The sequence below is a fragment of the Acinetobacter sp. YH01022 genome, from assembly GCF_013420235.1.
GTDB lineage: Bacteria > Pseudomonadota > Gammaproteobacteria > Pseudomonadales > Moraxellaceae > Acinetobacter.
Window position 1 is genome coordinate 112,371 of sequence record NZ_VOYP01000001.1, and the last position, 18,523, is coordinate 130,893.

Sequence of the window (18,523 nt, forward strand, 5' to 3'; positions counted from 1 at the left end):
TTTGCTACTAAATATACAATCTTACAATTACTATAAACTTTAAAAATCAATCGTTAGATGCTATTAAATTTGGTCGTTTATGCCTTTGGATTTGGCATAAATTATGTATGATAAAAGTAATAATGAAGATATTTATGGAATTTCACTAATGAATGTACGTAATGACTGGACACGAGAAGAAATTCAGGATTTATATAACCAGCCTTTTTTAGATCTGGTTTTTGAAGCACAGCGCATTCATCGTGAACATTTTGCTGCAAATACCATTCAGGTCAGTACACTACTTTCGATCAAAACAGGTAAATGCCCGGAAGACTGTAAGTATTGTTCACAATCGGCGCATTATGATTCGAAACTTGAAGCCGAAAAACGTATTGCCGTGGATAAAGTGATTCAGGAAGCCAAAGAAGCGCTTGCTTCTGGTTCATCTCGTTTCTGCATGGGTGCAGCATGGCGTAATCCACATGAACGCGATATGCCTTATGTACTGGAAATGGTACGGGAAGTAAAATCCTTGGGTCTGGAAACCTGCATGACTTTAGGCATGCTCAACCAGTCGCAAGCAGAACGTTTAAAAGATGCAGGGCTAGACTATTACAACCACAATCTAGATACCTCACGTGAATATTATTCCAATGTGATCAGTACCCGTACCTTTGATGACCGCTTAAATACTCTGGATTTTGTCCGTCAAGCTGGCATGAAAGTGTGTAGTGGCGGAATTGTCGGTTTGGGTGAAAGCAGCCAGGACCGTATTGGTTTATTGCATGAGTTAGCGACTTTAGCGATTCATCCTGAATCAGTACCCATCAATATGCTAGTGCCAATTGAAGGTACGCCACTGGCTGATGTGGAAAAACTAGATGTGACTGAATGGATTCGTACCATTGCAGTTGCCCGGATTATTATGCCTAAAAGCTATATTCGCCTGTCTGCAGGGCGAGAGTCTTTGTCCGATTCTGATCAGGCACTGGCTTTTATGGCAGGTGCCAACTCGCTTTTCTCAGGTGAGAAACTCTTGACCACACCGAATGCCGGTGAAGGTAAGGACAGACAGTTATTTAACAAGTTAGGTTTAATCGCAGAAAAAGCCAAACCAACAGTCAAAGAACTCTCTGTAGATGCAATGGCTAGTTAAACTGAGCAAATTCTAAAAAAGCCCTTTTAGGGCTTTTTTTATTTAACCCGAGGTAATTAACATGCCATAACGTGTATTTAAATAATTTCCCCGACGAATGATATCTGCTCCATTGGCATGGTAAACCACCAACTCCTGAGTAAAAGTGTCATGACTGAACGAATCAAAACAATCCTGATGATGACTTAACCAAACCAAAGTGTCTGCTAATTGATCAGTGACAATATAAGTATCTGCAGTAAAATCAATGCTCATAACTACAATTTTAAATAGGTCTAAATTGGTAGTTTAATCTTTTTTTCAATTGTTTCTAAGAACTAAAAAGTGAGCCCGAAGCTCACTTTGTAATGATCCCCATAGTTTCATTTAAAGCGGTTTATTGATGCCACACTTTCTGCATTCTTTATGTTCTCCGATCTCTTCCATATGCTCATACTCATACACATGTAAGCAAAATAATTTCATAAGTAATTGAAGCATTTTCTAAACTCCATCATTGTTTATTTTTTAAGTTCAGCTTCTATAATCTGATATTTCATCCTGAAACACCAAAGTGATCAAAAAAAGATCACGGTTATTTATTAACATATTTTTATGATAATTCAAATAACTTAACTCTAATTTTTAAGAAAATTACAAAATAAAATTCACTTAAGTGCTAAAGAGACGAGACTATCCTCAAAGGCAAGAAATTTTAATCAATCAATAATTTTAGTTTCTAGAAAAACCTTAATAAAGCAATATAAAACAATAGGTTATTAAAAATAAAGACTATAATATGAATATGTAATTTTTGACTATCTAAGAAATAAAAGCTTCTTAATGAGACTTTTTTATTGCCTACCCTGCTTACACCATTTATTTTTGATTGCTTACATAGGATTTAGAATTAAAAAAGCACTCAAGAGAATTACTCTTAAGTGCTTGATTTATTTGGTGGGCCCAGACAGACTTGAACTGTCGACCAACGGATTATGAGTCCGAAATACACTAATATGTAAACCTATAAATCAATCACTTACATCGCTTGCCTGCACATTTCTCTATAGAAACCAATGTAACTAAAGCATATTTAGTTGATTTCATGACACAAATGTGTCACAGAGCTTAGGCAATCATTTAAGTCATTGGCAGAGTGGGTAGATATGTCTGTAGGGTGACAGCAAAAATTTTTAGGCATAAGCTAAGTGCTTTAGTAGAAAAGCAATATACTTTTCGCCGATCCTAATAAAAATATTATAAAATTCAAATTCTTCTATTATAGACAATTTTAAAAATCGGTAATTTTTCATGCACAAAGATTTTGAAAATATTTCATCCAACAACTTATTTAATATTAAATATATTATTGTTTGTAAAAATAACGATAATATTCCCAATGTTTTAGAAAAACTTTTACATCTTCCATGGGATGTCAGAGAAATTTTTGATGCAGAAGAAGAAACATTATCAAAATTAATTGAAAAAGGGGCAATTTTCCCAAACTATATAACCATAGATGAAAACAATTCGAATGAAATACTGAAACACTACAAATCACATTTATTCACTCTAGTAATTAAACTCGATAATACTAATCTTGATATTATTGATCCACTCCCTGATATCTTCTCTAGGCTTAATCAAAATTTATCCAATGATTATAAAGTATCACCATTAGATACAGTAAATTTATTAGATTTAGAAGATTTGAATATTTATTCATGGCTTCAACAAAAAACATATCATTTTAGTAAAATTATATTTAGTAATTACCTAGGTCGTTTTGAAGGAGAAGAAAAATATAATGCAAAAATAAATAGCCTACCAGAAAATAAAAAAATAGTTTTAGATCAAATAGGATGGTTAACAGAAGAAATGAATAAAGGACTATTTAAAAATATTTTTGAAAGAAAAAAAATAGACTTTGATACAATTATCTCAAACAAAGAGTTTTTCTTGTTAAAAGATGATGGAAAAAAGAAAGGTCTTATAATACAATCTTTTGAAGATAAATATTTTTATTATGGAAAATATTCAAGAGCATTAATAAGAGAAGATAAAATTAGTAAAGACAGGAAAAAGTTGGCATTAACGAAAATTAATAGCCTTCATAGTGTTGATAAAATTAAAAATGAAATAATGTTCCCGCTACTTTACTCAAAAATAAATAATCACTTATTTTATTCTCTAGATTATGATATCAATGCAGTAAGACAAGAAGTTAATTTAATATCAAATCATTGTAGACGCTATGATCCAACATCTGCATCAAAAATAAAAAGCCATAATCAATCCTTATCACATTTAGTGAATAACCTAAATATCAAAGTAAGGAAATATAATGAACTTAATCAAGTTACAGAACATTTGAAACATAAAGATTCTTATTATAATTTAAAATCATATAGCACTCTTCCTTTAGGATGGTTAAATATTGATGGATGCCCTCTCTGTTTAAAATATCATTATAGCATAGTACCTCGAAATAAAATTCAATTGGTTAGTACTAGAGAACTACTAATTTCAAAAGAAAGTGCCTCCAAAGTACTAATTATTCGGAGCTTTGATGATGATGATCACCTCAAAGATATTATGGAAAAAACTTTAAATAAAGTTACATCCTTAAATAAAAAATATAATTTAGATAATATAGGCTCTATAGATGAAGATATAAAAAATGAAGTATTAAATCACAAAAACTCAGATTTATATGCACAATATAGATTTGTTGATGTTAAGTCTGAAGAAGATCTAATTAATACACTAAATAATTCAGACGAAAGTATTGTTATATTTGACTGCCATGGTACTGCTCTAGATGATAAAGGAAATTATGGCCTATATTTGTACGGTGAAAAAGTCAGCTTTGATTCATTAAAAACTAAAATAAATAAATTACCGCCAATTGTCATATTCAGTAGTTGTGATAGCTTACCAATAAACGCCAATCAAGATAATTCCTCTGCTCAAACCGCTATTGATTTAGGCGCTCGGGTAGTAATTGGTACTTATTTACCTATCGATGGATTTCTAGCAAGTATTGCAATATCAAGACTAATGAACAGATTAAAACAATATGTTGATATTGCTCTTAATCATGTTGAAAAATTAAGTTTTAGTAATATATTCCAAGGATGGATGTTGATGGGCTATACTCTTGAAGTCTTGCAATTAATGAATAATGATAAGTTAATAGAAGATGGTCATTTCCATAAAATTCATTTAGAGGTTAATTGCATTATCAACCCATTAGATCCCAATTGGTTTGAAAGATTTTTAGAAATATTAAAGAAAAACATAAAAATTTTCTCAAATCGTGATGATGTTCTCAATTATTTATGGAGTAATATTGCTGTAACAGATTCTATGAAATATGTTTGTTTAGGTTTTCCTGAAAAAGTTTTTATAGTAAATAATACTAAAGATTTTGATTCTGACTTTCATGACATAATAGAGTAATATTTATATATGAAACTTCACTATGGATTTTCTCAAACCTAATTAATATTAGTAAAATAAATATTCATCTCTATCATTTAAATACCTCATGTTAATGTTATTGGATAGGGATGGATATTCAAATTAAGTAGTGTATAGAATTATAATGAAATCCAAGAACTATTGATAATCTTTAGTAAATTAAGTGCATATTTAATTTCATAAAGATACATCTAAAACAAATATATCAATACGACCTTTTAAGTCACTTGGTAGTTCGTTCTCTAAAATGACTTTCAATTCTTGAGCTGAACTAACACCATGATTAGTTATATTCGCTACTTTTTCATCAGGTCCAAACCAAAGGACAAAATATATTCCTTGCTGTTCAGCATGCGGATGTATTGAATACCTTTGGGATAATTGTGCTGAAGCAGCAGTGTGGAGTTCAGAATGCCATTGGCCTTTTGATTCTAATACTAAGAGCTTTCTTTGATTATCAATTATTTTAGAGAAAGTTATATCACAACGATTGGCATTTTGAAGTTGATGCTCGGGTGTGATGGTAATCCCTTTTGGCTCTAGCCTTAATCGCAATCTATCTGCGACACGCAATGTAGCATCAACCTCACCCAGTCGTTTAAATTCAATCTTTCTAGCAGTTATATATTGCTGATTATAAAAAATATCTTTGGAGGTTGTTTCACTACCATTCAAGTCAGCTTGAAATATTCTTAGTTCTTCAAGAATTAATGCTCTTAAACTCTCCACTGTAATCACGCCATCATTATCTAAAAAGTTAACGACTTCTTCTGAAGATGGAGCCTTAAAATTTACTAGAGCAAGGTTTCGAATAAGGGTCGAACGTATACTCTTTAAATCTAATCGCATGCCTTCAAATCGTGGATCTGCAATTAAGTTATTCACAATTGATAACGTTGATTCAGAAATATGCTTGGTAAAGTTCCAAATTAAATTACTTAAAAACCTGTAAGCTGTTTCATTTGGGGGATCTCCTGTTCCCCAAGAATCAGGTAAATCAACTTTTGGCCATTTACCTATAAACTCATCTAAAATCCACCATATTTTAGTAGGGGTTAATGCTGGCCAAAATGGATGATCACCGTCACGAATACCTTCAGCTCTATCACTTAAAATAAATATAATTTTTTCTTGTTCTTTTAAATGCTCCCAATAAGGCTCTGCCTCTTGTTCATCAAGAAAGAAAAATGCTCTGATGAACCAAAATACTAGTACCGAGTTTTGATGTTCAAAATTGCTTGTAGTTTTTTTTAGCTGTTTATTTAATTCATCACATCGTTCTACAATTAGATCTTTCAATTTATTTTTATCACAAAATTGAGCACTTAGATCAAATAGTGTTTTTGTCGTATCTAAACTGATATTAGAATATTTAGATAACCATTCTAATGGTAGCGAAGTTTGAAACTCTTTGAATGTATCATCATAACGCAACCAACTTACTTGTGTGTATTTACAGTCATTATAAGTCAATTGAGGTTCAATATAATCTTTTATAAATTGTAGTCGACTCTTAGAATCTGGAAAAATAATTCGATCGACCTCAATTTTTAGTACATCTCGTTCTTCATTAGAGACCGCACGATGATGCATGTCAATTCCAGTACGTAATGCCTGTAGCAGTTCTAATTTAATACCTTCAAGACTTCCATGTTCTCTAAATATTTGAACACATGCAGCATATAATATAACCTCTGAATGGTAACTAGTAGAAGAGCATTGAGCCTTGGCAAGCTCACTTAAACTTGGCACATGAGGTTCTATAAATGGTAAACAATTTTTGAGAGCATTCGTTACTAACTTCCCATCACCAAACTCAACTTCTATTCTTTCAGGCTTATTTAAAATATGTGTTGCAAACCCAATCAAGCAACTCCAATGATTTCCACTTTCTACTAATGCACGATTTTGTTGTATATACAGAATATTTTCATTTCTAATCTTTTGTCTTTGGAACTTTCCATTTTTCACACGACGACTATTAACTATTCTTTGTGTTTCCAAATAGCTTTTTTTAGCAGCTAAATTTTTTTTAGTCCATGCCTTTAAAAATTCATTCTTTTCTCTGGCCTGAACCTTTGCATATCTGCGTAACTCATATATAGATTCATTTCTATTTGATGCATGAAAATGATGAGTCTGAACAAAATAAGACCATAAATTTGTATTATTATTTTCAAAAGCCCAATCTAGAATGAAGTAATAGTCTTGTAACTTTAAACTCAAACCAGAATGGGTATAAGATGATAACGTTTTCCAACTTACTTGATGTACATCTTCAATTGAAGTAATACCATCAAATGCTAACCTGATAAGGTTTTGGCGAAGATTATCATCGTTTTTTAATACTTTTACAGCAATGCTATCTTCTTCACGCTTTCCATTATGGAAATTTAGATTTTTTAACCAAAACCATATTTTTTGAGGATCATAAGAATTTGTTTCTAGTTCAAAATAACGATCAAGAAGCACTCCGATAATTTTACTTATTCCATTTCGACAATAACAATCATATTGTTCTTTCTTACATGTACAATAAAGATCATGAGATAATTTATCTAGAAGATTTACAACTAACTCATAATCAAGATTGATAATGAAATTTTTAATAAAATAACGTTCACCTATAGTTATCTCTCGTCCAACATTTTTATTTGGATATAAGAAAGTACATTTTTCTAAAAATCTTAAAATTACTTCAAAAGAAAAGGATTTGATATTAATTCTTTCTATCAAACGCGCAACAATATTTAAGGATGATTTTGTACCTTGTTCTATAAGCCGATTAATGGTCTGTGCTGCTTCATAATTAACTATTTCCGTTAATCTTATTCCTGCTAATTCTCTTATATATTTATCAATGGCCTCGTTCATTAGAATTTCTTCCAACTCAGGTAACAAAGATTCAAGAATTATGGATTTTTCCATTAATTCTAAAACTAACCCACGCAATAATCCTTTATCTGATTCTGCTAATATGTATTTAACAGTGGTTACGGAATCATTGTCAAAAAATCCTGAAATAGAAAAAGTTCTCCACATATCACTTCTACGGAAATAAGGATCTTCTTCAACAAGACATATTAATTTTTCTAATACATATTTTTTTGATGATGGTAGAAGCTGAGAGGGATCTCCGTTGGCTAATACGGCATAAGGATCAATATTGATTAATGTCTCTTGTATAAACTTATCACCTAAAGCAGCCATCCATGCAACAAGTCCTCTCAACTCATCACGTACAATTCCATTTGGCGCAATTATTGATAAACATTGATGAAGTGAAATATGATTACGATCCGCATTAATTTTTTTTACTAAATAATTAGCAGCTGTAAATTCAGCAATAATTTTATGACTTGGCTGATGTATGCTCTCATTTTCTGCTAACTGAAAAAGTCTGCTAGATAATACTGATGAATATAAATCTATATTATCCAATCTAATTAATGTATCTATTCGAGGGTACAATGTATCTGAACCATCTACATTAGTACTTACACCCTCAGATCCAGATAACAGTAATTTCGCAAATATTTCTTCAGTACTTTCTATTTTTTTTAGTAATGGTAAATCATTTCTTACATTGAAAGCATTGTTTGTCTCTTTTGCCAAAGCCTTAACTGCTTGACTAAATATGGATTTTCGATCAGAAAACACTCTACTGCTTTCAATATAGGCATCTGCAAAAATCTTTAAAAACTGTGGGTTTGAGAGTAGCTGTTCTAAATTATATTTCTTTACTTCAGATACAAATATTTGGAAATTTTCCTCAGCTTTATAATTTTCAAATATTTTCTGCTGTTCATATTCGTTAAAGGGATATAAACGGAAAACTCTAGGTTCGATTTCAAAAATGTCTCTAACTAAACTAGTATAAGACTCCTCCCATTCACTTGATCTACTAGAAATAATTAATTGCCTTGGCTCTAAATCGGCAACTTTACCAAGTAAATTACTTACAGCAGATTGATCTACTCTTACCAACTCATCTAGAGCATCAATAATTAAAATTGAATTTTTATCATGATTGTTTCTACTGTTAAATATATTAGCTGTTTTCTTTTTTATACTTAAGAGACTCGAAAAACTTTCCAAAAGAGATGATTTACCTGCACCCGGCTCGGCTAAAATAATGATTATTTGAAAAGATTCTATAACTTCATATTCAGTATATTCTTTTTCATGATCATAAATCTTTCTCGGTAGATAGAAGTTAGTAGTCATATCAGATTTAAAATATTCATTGGTTAAAGATAGCAGGGATAATCGTTTTCACTTTTACATATTACTCTGTGAGTTTTCTTCTTCGGTCGATTTTAGGGTTATTTTTTTCTAAATTCGACCAGATTTCAGCTTCTATAAAAATATCCATAATATATCTGGGATTAGTAGTAGTTTCTTCATAATTCTCGAACAATAAATGAAACTTAGTCACATATTGATTCCAATTTATTATTTGAGTCAAATCTTCATTAGGGAATACTTTTTGGAGTGCATCAATCCAAGAATCACCAAATTTTTGCCATTGTTCATATGTAACAAACTCTACCTCAGATTGAGAGTTGTGTAATTCATAAGAAATTCGTTCAGCATGGATTTGATTTATATATTGTCGATCTACTTCTGAAAGTAATTTTGCTCTACTTTTAGCTTCTCTATATATTTTATCATTAGATGAGTTGTGTATCCTACATGTTAAATTGTATTTTTTCTTTGTATATTCAACTTGGGAATATCTTTGTGGTCTTTTATTAGATGAGCGTCTGAAGCAATATGAACACCAATTAATTGGTTGATTATCATTAATAGTGATTTTTTTTCCATTATCATCACTACTATAAAAAATATTTGTGTCTTTAACGTTAGATAAAGTGAAAGTGATGTCTGAAAGCAATTTTAAAAATGAAACGGCTTGTTTCCATTTGTTCAAGTCAAATGGACTGACGTTTTTATTGCCAAATTCTTTATTGAATTGGTTTAATGATTGCTGTAAAGCATAGTCTATTTCTAATAATGAATCATATTTTTTATATAATTTTATAACAACATTTGAAAATTCATAACAAGCTTTCTTATCTATTAGCTCCGCGTCTAACTTTAAAGAGATTCCAGCATTCTCTAAATCTCTTTTGATTTCTTCAAACTCCTTGCCATAGAGTTGAAATTTGGCAACAAAAAGCTCAGAAATTTTTCCCAAAATATCTAAATTTCCGAAGGATTTTTCACCTTTTCCTGAGCGACCTACATAGACAAAATTTTCATTCAAATAGTTTAGAAATTCAGCAAACTCAATTTCACAGTCAGCAGCTTTTGCATCATTTTTAAATTCTTCATTATTAAAATATGAAAAAAAAATATTTTTAGATTCAATCAATTATGTATTTCCCGAATTTTTCCCATGAAAGGAAAACTCTAAATTATTAACTTCATATCGTTATTTACAAAGGAGTAATAACAATGAAGACAAACTTAAATTTCCAGATTCAAAACTATTTGAATATTTCCTACACCAGACCCCCATGAGGGGGATGGGCCCCGTAAATCCTAGCTCTAATCGTAATCATTTTACACAGTTAACTTGTCAATTCAATGCTTTACAGAATGTTACAGCATTACACCGTGGTGAAGAAAATGAAAACTAAGCCAATTGCAGTACGAGTGCCACTTGCACTAGCAACATCTCTAGAGAGACAAGCAGAGCGTGAATCAGTAACAGTTGCAGATGTTATACGTCACATATTAGCCAAAAGCCAACAAAGTGAACAAGACAAAGTAATTGATGCACTTACATCTCTAGCATCTCAGATGAAATTACTCCGTCAAGGGCAAACCCAAATTATCTTCAAACTTAATGAGTTTGAAATTGAAAATGGAGAAGAAAAGTGAACCGATTGAATAAAAAACCAGAGTGGCGCGTTGAAGATGGTGCTGCAGTTGCAGGTATTACTTTTTTAATAATTTCCATAGTACTTGAATACTTTTCATGGAATGTGCAGATACCATTCACCCGTGATATTGCTTGGTCTGCATGGCCTCATCTTCCAGCAGCAATTTGGGGATGTACTTTATCTACACTTGGGATACAGACAAAATCATGGCTGGATATTGCGACAATGCTAAATATTTATGGGCATAAGACCATGTTCCTTTGGCATTTTTATCTACCACTAGTATTGGCATTACCTATCTCTTGTTTTTTAGGCTTTCTATGTGCAAAGCCACGCGATCAATATCATGCAAGAGGAAGTGTTCTGTTAACTGGCACAGAAGCTATTAGTTATGCCCAACGCGTAGTAAATGCTACTGATAAGAAATATCAAAGTTCTGATTTACCTACAGGTATGTTGATTCACCCACAATTTCGTCTACCTGAAGAAAGTGAAACAAAAGGTATAGCTTTTATCGGTGCACCGAGTGCGGGTAAAACACAGATCATGAAAAAGATGTTGATTGATACATTAGAGCAACAGCCATATGCAAAAGTATGCTTGCTCGATAATAAAGGAGATTTTACAGAGTTATTTGATGACGAGAATTCGCTTATCTTAGCACCTTGGGATAATCGTGGTGTTGCATGGGATATCGGGCAAGATATTCGAACAGAGTTGGAGGCTGGATTATTAGCTCAATCATTGGTTCCAGCTGCCGAGGGTGATAATGCTGTTTTTAGTGATGCTAGTCGCGTTGCTCTCACAGGATATATCGTCTGTTTACAACATACACATGGTGTGAATTGGGGCTGGGAGCATCTAGCTGAATGTATTGAGTGGACACTTGAGCAAACTATTGAAGAATTTCGACGCTTTTACCGAATTGGTCTTAAAATTTTTAAAGAAGGTAGTAGATCCAGCGATAGTGTTCATTTCAGCCTAATTGCAAACTTATCCTTTTTGCGCCAACTTGCACAAGCATGGCCTACAACAACTGATGGATTTAGCTTACGAAAATGGATTTGTGATGATTCAGAAGAAAAACCAATCTTATTGTTACAGGCAAGTAAAGCATTTCCAACGATCAGCGATGCTTATATATGTGCCGTGCTAAATGTATTAAGCAAGTTGATTCTATCGCCAACTTTTGCTGATTCATCTACTCGAAGAATCCATTTTATTCTCGATGAAATTGCTCAAGTTCCATATATTGAACAACTTAAGAATCTTGTTGCTCTTGGTCGATCAAAAGGCGCTTGCATTTGGTTGGGTATTCAAGACTTTGATCTGCTAGTAGACCAGTATGGTCAGTACGAAGTTAACTCACTGATTGGCATGATGCAAACTAAGATTATTTTGTCAATGGGATCAGGCACAGGAGCCGACTTCTCTTCTAAGCTAATAGGGGATCGTGAAATTTTCACTGAAAATTTTGATGAAAATGGTCATCGAATTCCACTTACCCAATGTCAACGCCTTGTTGCACCATCCGAAATTTCGCAACTACCATCTCCTACTCTAAAGCACGGTATACAAGGTTGGATGACAGTGACAGGTTGGAATGCTGTACTACGTCTTACATGGCCAATTACAAATTTCCAGAAAATTCGTGAAGGTATTGAACTAGCAGACTGGATTGATCGACCACCAGTTGAAGATGCATCAAATCATGTTTTACAAATTGATGTAAATACAGGAAAAAAACGCTTGATCAAAAAGTCGATACCTCAAGGTTGAGATAAGCAATGATGACTTTTAAACCTCTCTCTAATACTGCGCAAACTGCACAGTATTATGAGAACTCAGCAGTCGATGACTATTATGAACTTGGCAGTGAACCTAATGGCTACTGGCTTGGGCAACTTAAATCAGCATTATATTTGGATGGTCACTTGCGTTCTGGTGAGCTAGGAAAATTATTACAAGGTTTTCACCCAACTACGGGTGAGGCTTTGGCCTCAAATGCTGGAATTGATCATAAAGGTGGCTGGGATATGACATTTTCCGCACCAAAAAGTGTCTCAGTCGCCTGGGCCTTGGCCGATCAAGAGACCCGTTTTGCTATTGAATATGCGCAAAAAAAGGCAGTTGAACAAGGGGCTAAATTCCTTGAGCAACATGCATTTAGCAATCGAGACCGTGGTAATTTGACTAACTCAAACCATCAAATCATTGCAGCTGCATATGAACATAGTACGAGTCGTGCGCAAGATCCTCAATTACATACGCATGTCCTTGTTGCAAATCTCGGCTTACGTAATGATGGCTCAGTATGTGCAATTGATTTTGATTCGCGCTGGAAATTAGCAGCTGGTGCAGTATATCGTGCTGAATTAGCACATGAGTTACAGCAACTCGGTTTTCAGATTGAACAAGATATTAAAAGGTCTTTCTCAATTAATGGAATACCCCCAAAATTATGTGATGCTTTTTCTAAACGACGACAAGCAATCGTAGAGCAAGCAGAAAAATACGGTGTGACAAGTGTCCAAGGTATGCAGATTGCCACTTTTGCTACCCGTGAAAGCAAGAGAGGTGAAATTTCACGATCTGTATTGTTCCAACAATGGCAAGCCAAGGCAACAGCATTGGGTTATCAACCTGATCTAGTTCAACAATGCCAAATTTATCAACCGATTCAAAGCAAGATGCTAACACCAATGGAGATTTTTACTAATCTTCATCAGCAGATGTCAACTTTTACATCACAGCAATTACATCATGCTATCGCTGTGGCTGGTCAAGGTCATCTGAATGGCGATGGTATTCACCAGTATATTGGTGAAATATTGCAGCATCCTGAATTAGTTCGGTTGCAATCCATTAACCATAAATTGGATCGAGGTCTTGATCAAACCGAATTGCGTTTTACTACTCAGACACAATTGATTTTAGAACAAAAATTGCTAGATCAGTCTAGAAATCGCCAACATGAAACTATGCATCAAATTCAGGTTGATCCAATCTTAATAGAACAATCAAAGCTGACGGTAGAACAACAACGGGCATTTGAGTATATCACTAGCAAATCTGGTGGCGTCAAAATCATTCAAGGTATGGCCGGCACAGGGAAAGGCTACTTGCTCGGTGTTGCACATCTAGCGTGGGAACATGGAGGTTTAGATGTACGAGGTGCAACTCTTGCAGCGAAAGCAGCCAAAGGCTTACAAGAATCCACACTAATTCCATCTCAGACTTTGCATTCATTGATTCATGAACTAAATACTGAAAGCACAAAACTGACTAGTAAAACCGTATTGGTGATTGATGAAGCTGGCATGGTTGGGTCAAGACAATTGGCACAAATACTTGATTATGCAGATCAAGCAAAGGCAAAAGTTGTTTTGATTGGTGATTCACAACAACTACAGCCAATTGATGCCGGTGGGGCTTTTCGTTTACTTACACAAAATCTAGGTTATGCATCCCTGCAAAATATTCAGAGGCAAAAAATGCTAGAAGACCGAAAAATTGTGATGCAGCTCGCCACAGGTCAAAGTGAGCAAGCATTAGCAGCCATGCGTAAGCACGGCAGCTTGCACGTACAATCTACACAGGAAAAAACTATAGAAAATTTAGTTGAGGACTGGTGGCAAGCCAAAATTGAACAGCCATCCGCATCTGCTTTGATGCTCGCAGGAACACGCAGTGATTTATACCAACTAAACCAAGCTGCACGTTTAAAAATGCATAAATCAGGACAGTTGGGTGCAAGCTGTGAAGTTGAAACCATTCTCAATAATGTACATTCCTTTCGTGAATTTGCAGTAGGTGATCAAATCATATTTTGCAAAAACCAACGCAGGTTGGGAATAACTAATGGTGATGTCGGGACTCTGAAAAAGATTCAGATGAATCAAGATGGTCATTGGCAATTTCAGGTTGAACGAGAAGATAGCAAAATAGTTGAATTCAGTTTAACTGATGATGCAAACATAAAATCAGCTTATACCGCAATTGACCATGCCTATGCAATTTCGGTGCATAAAGCACAAGGGATGACTGTAGACCATGCATTTGTACTCTCTTCAGATGCAATGATGGATCGAGAATGGAGTTATGTTGCAGCTAGTCGTGCCAGAGAGAAAACCCATTTTTATTGTTCAGCAGAAATTGAAACACTGATGGAAGTGAATATGAGACGATCAAGACAAAAAGATACGAGTCTAGATTATACCGTAAGCTCTGAAGCTCAGCATCAGCTCGAACTATAAAAATAGGTAAAGCACATGCAAACGCTCAGTCTAATTGAGGCAGCTAAATTTCTTCGTATGCATCCTGAAGAATTACGCAGGAGAGCAAAAATTGGTCAAATTCCAGCAGCTAAACCTGCAAAATCATGGGTTTTTATCGAAGATGATCTTGCTGAATATTTACGCTCGTTTTATGCTAATTCAAGGCAAGCGTTGCAAGTGACTTTACCAATGGAGTTAAAACAATGTCACTTATCAAACGCAACAACATATGGTGGGTCGACTTCACCACACCGAGCGGTAAGCGAATTAGACGTACTACTGCAACGGAAAATAAAGTCGAAGCGCAAGAATTCCATGATCGATTAAAAGCTGAATTTTGGCGAGTACAAAAGTTAGGTGATAGACCTACTTATACTTGGGATCAAGCTGGTATACGTTGGTTAGATGAAACTCAGCATAAGAATACCCACCAAGATGATGTCAGTAAATTAACTTGGTTACAGCAGTTTCTTCGTGGGAAAATCCTAATGGACATTTCTCGCGATGAAATTATTTCGATAGGTGAAGTTAAAAAACGAGAATCGAGTGCTGCAACTGCAAATCGATACCTTGCCTTAGTTCGAGCAATCCTTAATAAAGCTTGTAACGAATGGGAATGGATTGATAAAGCACCGAAAGTAAGAATGTATAAAGAAATCAAACGCCGTGTTAGATGGATTACAGCTGAGCAAGTTAAGATTTTACTTGATGAGCTACCTCCCCATCAGAAAATAGTAACGGTATTTGCTCTTTCAACTGGACTCAGACAAGCCAATATTTTAAATCTTACTTGGCAACAAGTTGATTTAAAGCGAAAAACGGCATGGATTTACGGTGATCAAGCAAAAGGTAAAGAAGATATCCATGTTTCGTTAAGTGAACATGTAGTTAATTTACTTAAAACTCAGCTTGGGAATCATCCAGAATATGTTTTTACATACCGTAAAAAGCCTATTGCAAATATAAATACACGGGCTTGGCGGAAAGCTTTAGAACGAGCTGGAATAGTCAACTTTCGTTGGCATGATCTAAGACATACTTGGGCGAGCTGGTTAGTGCAAAATGGCACACCCTTATATGATCTTCAGGAGATGGGTGGTTGGCAAAGTTCTGAGATGGTCAGAAGGTATGCTCACTTAGCTCCAGCAAATTTAAGTAGACATGCTGAAGTCGTAAGTTCCATACTTTATGGCACAAATGTGCCGCAGCATGAAATTAAAAAGGACTTACAGTTACTGTAAGTCCTTGAAAAATATGGTGGGCCCAGACAGACTTGAACTGTCGACCAACGGATTATGAGTCCGCTGCTCTAACCAACTGAGCTATAGGCCCTGATAAGCTGAATTTGTTATATATCAACAAGTTCAAGCGAGGCAATACTAACGAAGATTTTTTCAAAAAACAAGCATTTTTACTTTCACTTGCACAGTAACACAACAATTACTGAGCATATTTTAAAGGAGGATTATTTTTCCTTAGACTCCACCCCACCCTCCTGTGAACAGATTGTAAGTTTTATAGCTAAAAACCTTTATAGTAAGTGTTTGAAAGATTCAAATGAGAGCTAATATTTCACTCCTATAAATTAAGAAGAGTAAAACTTAAAAAACAGAATGATTAATACACAATTTTAAATATTCAACACCTTTTAAATGAATGATTGTGGACTATAATTTTTTAAAAATGCAAAAATTAAATCCTCATCCACTCACGTTTTTGAAATTCAAATCATGTGAAAAAGATGAAAATCTTATACCTAAAAAGTATTACTTTAATTTTTATTTAGATTGGGAAGAAATATTTTTTAAAATCCAACTATAAAGATTTTTCCAGCTTCGACTGCAAATCACTGCTAAAGACTGCGTTCTTTTTGCTCTTCAATGCGAATTTCGATTAAAGACCATACAACAACCAGCATAAACAAACAAAATGCTAATAGAAAAGTCGAAACATACATCATTCTTTTCAATCCTCATTAAACCTAGGCCACATCGCGCCCTGTGTTTAAAAAATTTTATCTTCGACAAAAGTCTAATAGGTATTTTTTCATCTGAATAGTCACTATTTAGTCTTATTTTATATAACTTGATACATATTAAATCTTTAAGCTTAAGATTTAATATATAAAAGCAATTAATACACATATTTCATCCATCATATAATGCGTATCCATTTGGTTATTTTTAATTCATTAACACTTGACTACATACAAGAACAGGCAGAAATTAGCCAACTTTCATATAGTCAAATATCCCCTACATTCATGTTAAAAAAATTTATCGGTGAATCTGCATTTAAACTTGCAGGATGGAAATATCATGTTGAACCAGATGTACTTGAAGATAAGCAGGTTATTGTTGGATTTGAACATACATCCATGATGGATGCCGTGCTTTCACTGGCACTATTCCAGATTTATGATATAAAAATTCATACCCTGATTAAAAAAGAATTATTTAAAGGTCCCATGAAGCCTTTATTAGAAGCTATTGGGGGAATTTCTGTTGATCGAAAAGCAAATCAGGATATTGTTTCACTTATGGTTGAGCATTTTCAGCAGAATGAAAAATTCAATCTGGTGATTGCACCTGAAGCGACCCGTGCCAAAACGGGTGAATCTAGAAAGCCCATCCGTACAGGTTTTTGGTATATTGCCAAAGCCGCTGGTGTACCTATTGTTTTAATGTATGCCAATTCGCAAACCAAAGAAGGTGGTATTTTAGGCAAGATTTATCCAACAGAAATTAATCACGACCTGGCTTTGTTAAAACAGCTTTACAGAGAAAAAGTTGGACTGGATATTGTGATCCCTGAACCTAAAAACTAGTTGCTATTTGTTTAAAAACTCAAAATCTAGCTCTTTCTAAGAAAAAAGGGCTTATGGTAGAATTTGCATAATCTGATAGGCATAAGGCCAATCTACAAGGAGCATATTTCGCATGGCGGGTCATTCCAAGTGGGCTAATACTAAGCATCGTAAAGCAAAACAAGATGCGAGCCGCGCTAAAGTATTCACAAAATTCATTCGTGAAATTGTTACAGCTGCCCGTTTAGGCGGCGGTGATGTTGCGTCTAACCCACGTTTACGTGCTGTCGTTGAAAAAGCATTAGTCGCAAATATGACACGTGATACCATCAACCGTGCAATCCAGCGCGGTGTTGGCGGTGAAGAAAATGCCGATTTAAAAGAAATCACTTATGAAGGTTATGGTGTAGGAGGTGTTGCAGTTATTATTGAAACAATGACTGATAACTTAAACCGTACTGTGCCTGATGTTCGTCACTGTTTCTCTAAAACTGATGGTAACTTAGGTACTGCTGGCTCAGTTGCTTATATGTTTACTAAACGCGGTGAGATTACTTTTGAAGATGTTTCTTTAGAAGATCAAATCATGGATGTGGCTTTAGAAGCAGGTGCTGAAGATATTGAAGTTGATGAAGATGAAATCTTGGTCATTACCACTCCGGAAAGTTTTGGTACAGTTCAAGATGCTTTAGCCGCTGCCGGTCTTAAATCTGACAATGCTGAAGTTGTGATGAACCCTTCAACTAAAGCCTTAATTTCAGATATCGATCAAGCGAAAAAAATCGTCAAAATGATTGATATGTTTGAAGATCTGGATGATGTTCAAAACGTTTATACCAACGTTGAATTCACAGAAGAAGTGTTAGCTCAATTAGATGATTAATTCTTTTTCCACATAAAAAAACGCACCTGATGGTGCGTTTTTTATGTGCTTTAAAGGCATTTTTAT

Annotated in this window: 12 protein-coding genes and 1 tRNA gene; 9 read left to right on the forward strand and 4 right to left on the reverse strand. The window is 34.2% G+C overall.

Going from position 1 to position 18,523, the window contains the following annotated elements:
* Window positions 1–148 precede the first annotated feature (148 nt).
* A complete protein-coding gene (gene bioB, locus FTT87_RS00535) occupies window positions 149–1,138 on the forward strand; it encodes a biotin synthase BioB (protein WP_180174142.1) in 990 nt (329 codons plus the stop codon).
* A gap of 42 nt (window positions 1,139–1,180) precedes the next feature.
* On the opposite strand, the gene FTT87_RS00540 is transcribed toward bioB, so the two are convergent.
* Entirely contained in the window at window positions 1,181–1,393 is a 213-nt protein-coding gene (locus FTT87_RS00540) for a hypothetical protein (RefSeq protein WP_180043118.1), read from the reverse strand.
* 1,035 nt (window positions 1,394–2,428) lie between these two features.
* Here FTT87_RS00540 and FTT87_RS00545 point away from each other — a divergent pair.
* Window positions 2,429–4,579, forward strand: a complete 2,151-nt coding sequence (locus FTT87_RS00545; RefSeq protein ID WP_180174143.1) for a hypothetical protein — start codon at window positions 2,429–2,431, stop codon at window positions 4,577–4,579.
* A 198-nt stretch (window positions 4,580–4,777) separates the two neighbouring features.
* Here the strand turns inward: FTT87_RS00545 and FTT87_RS00550 are convergent, their stop codons facing one another.
* Window positions 4,778–8,827, reverse strand: coding sequence for a hypothetical protein (locus FTT87_RS00550; RefSeq protein WP_180174144.1), 4,050 nt, complete (start codon window positions 8,825–8,827; stop codon window positions 4,778–4,780).
* Window positions 8,828–8,888: 61 nt separating this feature from the next.
* Complete coding sequence (locus tag FTT87_RS00555) at window positions 8,889–9,977, reverse strand: hypothetical protein (protein WP_180174145.1); 1,089 nt, start codon at window positions 9,975–9,977, stop codon at window positions 8,889–8,891.
* 257 nt (window positions 9,978–10,234) lie between these two features.
* Between FTT87_RS00555 and FTT87_RS00560 the strand changes: the two genes are divergently transcribed.
* From FTT87_RS00560 to FTT87_RS00580, 5 genes are read left to right on the forward strand one after another with little or no spacing between them, the layout of a single operon-like run.
* A complete protein-coding gene (locus tag FTT87_RS00560; RefSeq protein WP_180174146.1) occupies window positions 10,235–10,489 on the forward strand; it encodes a hypothetical protein in 255 nt (84 codons plus the stop codon).
* Complete coding sequence (locus FTT87_RS00565; protein WP_180174147.1) at window positions 10,486–12,270, forward strand: type IV secretion system DNA-binding domain-containing protein; 1,785 nt, start codon at window positions 10,486–10,488, stop codon at window positions 12,268–12,270. Before FTT87_RS00560 ends, FTT87_RS00565 begins: the two co-directional genes overlap by 4 nt.
* Before the next feature lie 8 nt (window positions 12,271–12,278).
* Window positions 12,279–14,747: a MobF family relaxase gene (gene mobF / locus FTT87_RS00570; RefSeq protein ID WP_180174148.1), complete on the forward strand. Its 2,469-nt coding sequence runs from the start codon at window positions 12,279–12,281 to the stop codon at window positions 14,745–14,747.
* A 15-nt stretch (window positions 14,748–14,762) separates the two neighbouring features.
* Window positions 14,763–15,095 (forward strand): helix-turn-helix domain-containing protein, encoded by a 333-nt coding sequence (locus FTT87_RS16200; RefSeq protein WP_373423487.1) that lies wholly within the window; start codon window positions 14,763–14,765, stop codon window positions 15,093–15,095.
* A complete protein-coding gene (locus tag FTT87_RS00580) occupies window positions 14,981–16,009 on the forward strand; it encodes a tyrosine-type recombinase/integrase (protein WP_373423488.1) in 1,029 nt (342 codons plus the stop codon). The genes FTT87_RS16200 and FTT87_RS00580 overlap by 115 nt, the downstream gene beginning before the upstream one ends.
* A gap of 14 nt (window positions 16,010–16,023) precedes the next feature.
* Here the strand turns inward: FTT87_RS00580 and FTT87_RS00585 are convergent.
* Window positions 16,024–16,100 (reverse strand) — tRNA-Ile (locus FTT87_RS00585).
* Window positions 16,101–17,031: 931 nt separating this feature from the next.
* Here FTT87_RS00585 and FTT87_RS00590 point away from each other — a divergent pair.
* Both FTT87_RS00590 and FTT87_RS00595 read left to right on the forward strand, forming a co-directional pair.
* Window positions 17,032–17,595: a 1-acyl-sn-glycerol-3-phosphate acyltransferase gene (locus FTT87_RS00590; protein WP_086195139.1), complete on the forward strand. Its 564-nt coding sequence runs from the start codon at window positions 17,032–17,034 to the stop codon at window positions 17,593–17,595.
* A gap of 112 nt (window positions 17,596–17,707) precedes the next feature.
* Window positions 17,708–18,457, forward strand: coding sequence for a YebC/PmpR family DNA-binding transcriptional regulator (locus FTT87_RS00595; RefSeq protein WP_086195054.1), 750 nt, complete (start codon window positions 17,708–17,710; stop codon window positions 18,455–18,457).
* Window positions 18,458–18,523 lie beyond the last annotated feature (66 nt).